3 protein-coding genes and 3 pseudogenes are annotated in these 5,805 nt (G+C 41.8%); 2 read left to right on the top strand and 4 right to left on the bottom strand.

Going from position 1 to position 5,805, the window contains the following annotated elements:
* Positions 1-306 precede the first annotated feature (306 nt).
* The 3 genes and pseudogenes from ACFQI7_RS37490 to ACFQI7_RS37480 form a co-directional block, all read right to left on the bottom strand.
* Entirely contained in the window at positions 307-921 is a 615-nt protein-coding gene (locus tag ACFQI7_RS37490; protein WP_218103515.1) for a hypothetical protein, read from the bottom strand.
* A gap of 261 nt (positions 922-1,182) precedes the next feature.
* A pseudogene (locus ACFQI7_RS37485) lies at positions 1,183-1,759 on the bottom strand (GNAT family N-acetyltransferase).
* A 187-nt stretch (positions 1,760-1,946) separates the two neighbouring features.
* Positions 1,947-2,307, bottom strand: a pseudogene (locus ACFQI7_RS37480) (VOC family protein).
* A gap of 284 nt (positions 2,308-2,591) precedes the next feature.
* Here ACFQI7_RS37480 and ACFQI7_RS37475 point away from each other — a divergent pair.
* Positions 2,592-3,133, top strand: a pseudogene (locus ACFQI7_RS37475) (IS110 family transposase); the annotation flags it as partial.
* Positions 3,134-3,834: 701 nt separating this feature from the next.
* Complete coding sequence (locus ACFQI7_RS37470; protein WP_218103516.1) at positions 3,835-4,464, top strand: carbohydrate binding domain-containing protein; 630 nt, start codon at positions 3,835-3,837, stop codon at positions 4,462-4,464.
* A 322-nt stretch (positions 4,465-4,786) separates the two neighbouring features.
* On the opposite strand, the gene ACFQI7_RS37465 is transcribed toward ACFQI7_RS37470, so the two are convergent.
* A complete protein-coding gene (locus tag ACFQI7_RS37465) occupies positions 4,787-5,263 on the bottom strand; it encodes a recombinase family protein (protein WP_218103517.1) in 477 nt (158 codons plus the stop codon).
* Positions 5,264-5,805: the final 542 nt, after the last annotated feature.

Raw genomic sequence — 5,805 nt, 5'->3', positions numbered from 1 at the left:
GTTTTATGATACGTAGGTGATTACCTAAATGTGTGTGTAGAAGCCTAATGATACAAAAAAATGAAACAGGTCGGATCAAATCTTGCATGTGGTGTGGTGCACTAGCTTGAATCAGGTTCGATGGATACTACATTAATCTGCCCGTTAGCGTAACGCGGCTGCCGATCGATGCCGGCAGCCGCGTCTTAGTTGTCTATTCAGCTATCGTTCTCCGTTAGTTTAATCCTGAAATGCCTCGGGCGGACCGAGGGGCGAATGCCCCGATGCGTGAATGTGGTGTTAGGTGAAGTTGCGGGCTTCTTGAGATCACTCAACTAGCTCTTTAATTATGTGTTCTATATTTCTTAAAGCCCATTCCTGATGATCCTTTTCAAAAGTTGAATCTGGATTAAAATAGAACTTGTTAAATTCATCTGGCAAACAAGGGAACTTGCTATATTCCCATGCATTATCATCAGAGAATATTATCCCATTGGTCAGCTCTGCAAAAGCTGATGCAAAAAAACCATATGCGAGATTATAAAAAGGATCGGTTCCCATATATCTAACTACACTCCAATGAAATTCCTTCTCTAAGCTTGTTCTTATTGCGTCTTCAAATTTACGGGATTGTACTCTATTAAATTCGTCATTCCATAAGTCCTTATAGATTTGATCATTTCTATGCTGGTATATACAAAATCCACCATCAATATCATTGACCGTAACCCATAAATAATTATCGTCAGAAATCTCGATAGGCTCGGATAACTCAAATTGAATTAAGCCTTCTTTATTTCTCATTGATATATCAAAATTAAATGATCTTTTAATTCCAATAGAATGCAACTTGGATTCTAATATTTTATTTGCTCTATCTATTAGAGCTTCATATGATGGCAACTTATCTGATGTTATATATACATCGAAGCTTGTGCTCATTAGTTCATTCCCTTAGCTTTTTCTATTTCATTAGTTTCCGTAATTTCGTCTAACGTCTTATATATGAATTTCACAAAAATCCATGCTGGAAGTATTCGCGAAATGATTGAACTATCCTGCCCGTTACTTCAACGGACAACGGCAGCCGATCTTGTGCCGGCTGCCGTAATTGTCTCGTGGAGCTATCGTTACCCGTTAGCCATCCATGCATCCTGCGCTGCACCACAGAACATGAAAGTTAATCCGATCTTTCATGGTAGCTCAAGAGTAACTTTTGTAATCTTCTTTGAGAATACTGTATATTTCCAAGTCCACAATTCCTTTTCCTGCCCATACATTGGCTTGTCTTATAGTTCCTTCTTTAATGAATCCGTTCTTCAGAAGCACCCTTTTAGAATTCTCATTTAAAGGCATAACTTCTGCTTGGATTCTATTAACACTAACAGTCTCAAATAGAAATTTGACAAGTACATTTACTGCTTTTGTAGCAATCCCTTTTCCCCAATATGACTCCGCCAAAAAGTAACCAATCGTCACCATATTTACCTTTTGATTAAAATCATTCGCCACCATTATACCTACTAGCTTTTCTGGTGCCTTTTTTAAAAATATTCCCCATTTAACTTTCGCTTTTTTTATCATAGTCGCGTTCAAAATGTCCGATCATGCTTTTTACAGTTTCAATATTGTGTTTCGGTAAAATACTACAGTATTTAAATATTTGATCATTGCTGAAAATTGCGAATACATCTTCAAGATTATTAAGTTCAACCTTTTTTAAAACTAATTCTTCGGATTCTAAAATAGGTAATTGGTTAAATACCCTTTGAATGTTCATAACCATCCACGCCCCTTGATTTCCCTTGTATTCCAATTCTACTATTCTGAAGTATTTCCTGCTTTGGGGCTCGCAGTGATAGGTAACTGTTGCACTAAACTGCCCGTTACCTCAATAAACCAAAAAGGAGCCGCAAGAATGAAGCTCCTACACTCTAAAGTCTTTCGCTCAATTCCTTAATAGAACCCTATTTACCAACTATAATAAAAACATTTTCGTCTGGTGCTTGCATTACAGCTACGTGTCCGCCATTAGGATTACGGAATGGAGTTCGAATCCATTTCACATCTGCATTTGTTTTCAAAGATTCGTAAGTACCCATAACATCTTCAACGACTACCTCTGTTTCAGCAAAATTAAGGTTTGGGTTATTCTTTAGAACTAACTGTGAATTTCCTTCAGGATAACTCATACCAATAAGTCTCCACTTTTTCTCTTCATCTTGATAAGTTTCCCAAGCCTTTTTTAGACCAAGTGATTGATAAAATTCTACTGATTTTTCGATGTTTTCTGGTGTATATTGCAACGCATTCAATTCTCTTCCACATAACCATTTATCCTTTCTTAATAAGAATATATGTTCCCTTCCAGAATACACCAAATTTAACCAAATAGGCAAGATAGTTATTCAACTATCCTGCCAGTTACATTAATGATCATGAGCGAGTCGCCGCGGCGCCTGACCCAGTCCTGATGATTGCACTATCGTTCTTCATTAGAATTCCTGTAAAACGAAAAATTTGGAGTTTGAACAAAAACGAGCGCCTCGGTACGATGGGGTTGCGCACGAGGTCAAAAGCCTCAAAAAGCCCATCCAGGAGGTCGCTCTATCATGAAGTTTAAGGCACAGGACAAACAAAATCAACTCATAGAAAACATTACCTCTATCCATCTTGTTGTGGGTGTAGATATCGCCCAGGAAACCCATGTTGCCAGAGCAGTCAGCTATCGTGGCATCGCACTGGGATCACCGATCGACTTTGGAAATCATGACGATGGTTTCCGTTTATTCGGCCGCTGGATCCATGATCTACTCAAGTCATACAAGCTCAGCAAGGTCATCGTCGGTATGGAGCCTACGGGCCATTATTGGCTGGCTCTAGCACAGTGGCTTCAAGGAAAGGGGATTGAAGCTGTCCGTGTGAATCACCACCTTGTCAAAAAGAACAAGGAACACCGCGACAATACGCCATCCAAAGCGACCGCAAGGATGCCCTTGTTATTGCAGATATGGTCAAAAACGGATACTACTCCCCTGTTCGGTTCCTTCCGGAAGCCTACCAGGAGCTACGGATACTCATGGCGAATCGGGATACCGTTACCAAACGGTTGAACAGTGCCGTTAACCAGATTCATCGTTGGGTATTCGTTTTGAATATCAACACGCTTTCGCAGAGGAGCAGGTCGACGCAAAACGTAATCCATTGCGCGCGTAGCTGCGCCAGTTTGGACATTGAGAAGCATAAAGAAAATGGCCGACAAATTACGGACGAGCATCCGAAATATTGCTCGAACAATTACGACGAGCTAGCTAACGAAATGGAAGCACTCGGGCTACCATACAAACCTTGTGGACAACGGAATTGTTTGAATGGAACTATACCGACCGGGAGCCGCGCTGATGAGGCAAGGACGGGGTAATGGAACACATAAGCCAAACATTGAAGAAGGCTAAGCTCTGCCCAGCAGCTCGTATCCGTCCAAACGGACGACGGCGCTTCGCTACGCGGTACGGTTGAGGAGCTCAATCAATGGACGTTAAAGATGCGACAGGCGGACGGCGTGACGTTCATACCTATGCGCGAAATTGAGGCTGTTAAATACGAGTAAGTGCAGGAGTCGCCTTGTGCGGCTCTTTTTTCTTATTCCAGAATTTTCAAAGTCGTGTAACATTATGAGGAAATACGACAAGGGGTGCCATAATTTGTGAAAAAAATTAAAAAGGAAATAATTCATGACGAACAGGGAACTGCCCTCAGTATGATCCTTAAATTCCACACATTCATTATATCCATTCATCCAGTTAATTTTAGTAACTGTAAATATACTAATATCAATAAGGAAGGTGATAAATAGTGAAAAAAACTGGAAGAATAGTTCGGTACTTGTCTTTACCACCACTCGTTGTTAGAGGAAAAATAACCAAAATTAGTCCGCGTATACAAAAAATCATAAATAATATGAAAAATAAGAGGAAATTCCGAAAAAATGATTTTAAATCAAACCAGCTGACCCCGTGGGGAGCTATTCGAAATGGCGGTTTCGAAAATAGCACATTAGATCCTTGGTACGGTAGCGGTTTTTTGGTTAAGAATTCAAGAAACGCGCTTTTTGGAACCAATTATTGTGAACTCAATGGTAGATTTGCACCAGAAATTGCTCAAAATACCCTTCCCTTAGATGTAAGTAGAAATTATAGACTTTCATTTTATGTGAGAAGAATAACCCCTGTCACGACAGGAAGTTTATTTATGACTTATTCGGCAGCTGATAATTTCACGAATGAACTTCCTTTATCGACTTTTCGATTTCAAAGAGGAATGCGTATATGGCGTCAAGTTATTTTAACCATTCCGGTTCCACTTTTAGGTGCTCAAGAACCCGTCATCTTTATTGGTTTACGTGATTCGACTGCTTTTGCGTCTATAGCCATTGACAATGTTATTTTTAGACCAATTATACCAATCGCTCCACCGATAAGATGATGGTTGCCATTTGTGATGGCGTGCGAATTGTTTGTTCACATAAAGAATCTCATTCGTTAGCGGTGGGGATCGGATCACGTTTGAAGAGCAAAACCTAAACGGTAAAACGTGTGCGGTTATTATAGTAAAGGATGTCTAAATGGCGTCCTTTTTTTTGTTTATCATGACACTAACACGTGACACCCTTTGACCTCTTGATAACATTGACGCACATTTGTGGTAACAAGTCTTGTAAGAAATGAGACCAAATTCTGCAGAGCCCTTCTGCAGGCTGCAATATAGGGAAGGAGGCATGGTACGGGGTACGTAAAAAGACCAGTCGCTAGGACTGAGCTTGCAACGCCCGATATAGGACGGACTTACTTACGCCTGTCATATCAACAATATCCTTTATACTGTGCTGCTTGGAGGCGTGGAGCTTCAACGCTCGGGTGAGTGTTCCCGTATTAGCTGCGGGACGGCCTCCCTCGCGTCCTCGTGCTCTTGCTGCCTCTAGGCCTGCATTGGTGCGCTCCCTATTTAGGTCGGCCTCCAGCTGCGCGAATGCACTCATGATGGTCAATATAGCCTCGCCCATGGCCGTAGTAGTGTCAATCCGATCCGTTACGAACTCGAACACTATACCTCGCTGCTTGAGCTCTGCAACAAGGATTACGAGTTTTTGAGTTGAACGTCCGAGCCTGTCTAGCTTATAGACCACGAGAACGTCGCGTGCCGCGTGAAAGCCAGACTCCAGACTGCCTCTGCGAAACGCGTATTCGACCAGTGCACGTACGGAAATGCGAATAATCGGTAGCATATGCTCTCACCCGAAATCATGTTTGATTAAACATAAGCATACCATGTTTTGCACCAAATACAAACAATTGTTCCCGTATAGAACTAAATGTCGTCCCACCGATAAGGAACAAGCTATGCAGTCCCATGTACTTTCATCTACTAGATTATTTATTAATATTGGGGAATGCTGTTTGATTCGTCACCAGAAGCTGCGGTCTCCCAGATCCTCCAGCTGCACCGACGAAGGCCCTTGCTCCCTCGCTGCAAGTAGTTTGCCGCCAGACCAGGCATCCCGAACAGTGCTCGGAAGTGACCGCGATGTATTCCCTGATAATAAAGTTGTTTAAAATAGTCGCAAAAAGTGCAGTAAACCCGACCTATATGCGGGGCCGGGTTAGAAATAAAGTTGTTTAAAATCGTTCAACTAACGTTCTCCGTTAGCCCCCCATGCCCTGTCGGGCGCCACAGAGGATGAAAATTTTGGTGCGACGTTTTATACTATTCTTACGGCTGGTGAGGAAGGTCGTTGCGCTATGGTGTCACGAACCCATCCGTTAGTCT

This window comes from Paenibacillus allorhizosphaerae, from assembly GCF_042659105.1.
GTDB classification, from domain to species: Bacteria; Bacillota; Bacilli; order Paenibacillales; family NBRC-103111; genus Paenibacillus_G; species Paenibacillus_G allorhizosphaerae.
The sequence above is the reverse complement of the archived record's forward strand: the minus strand, read 5'-3'. Positions and strand labels throughout refer to the sequence as shown.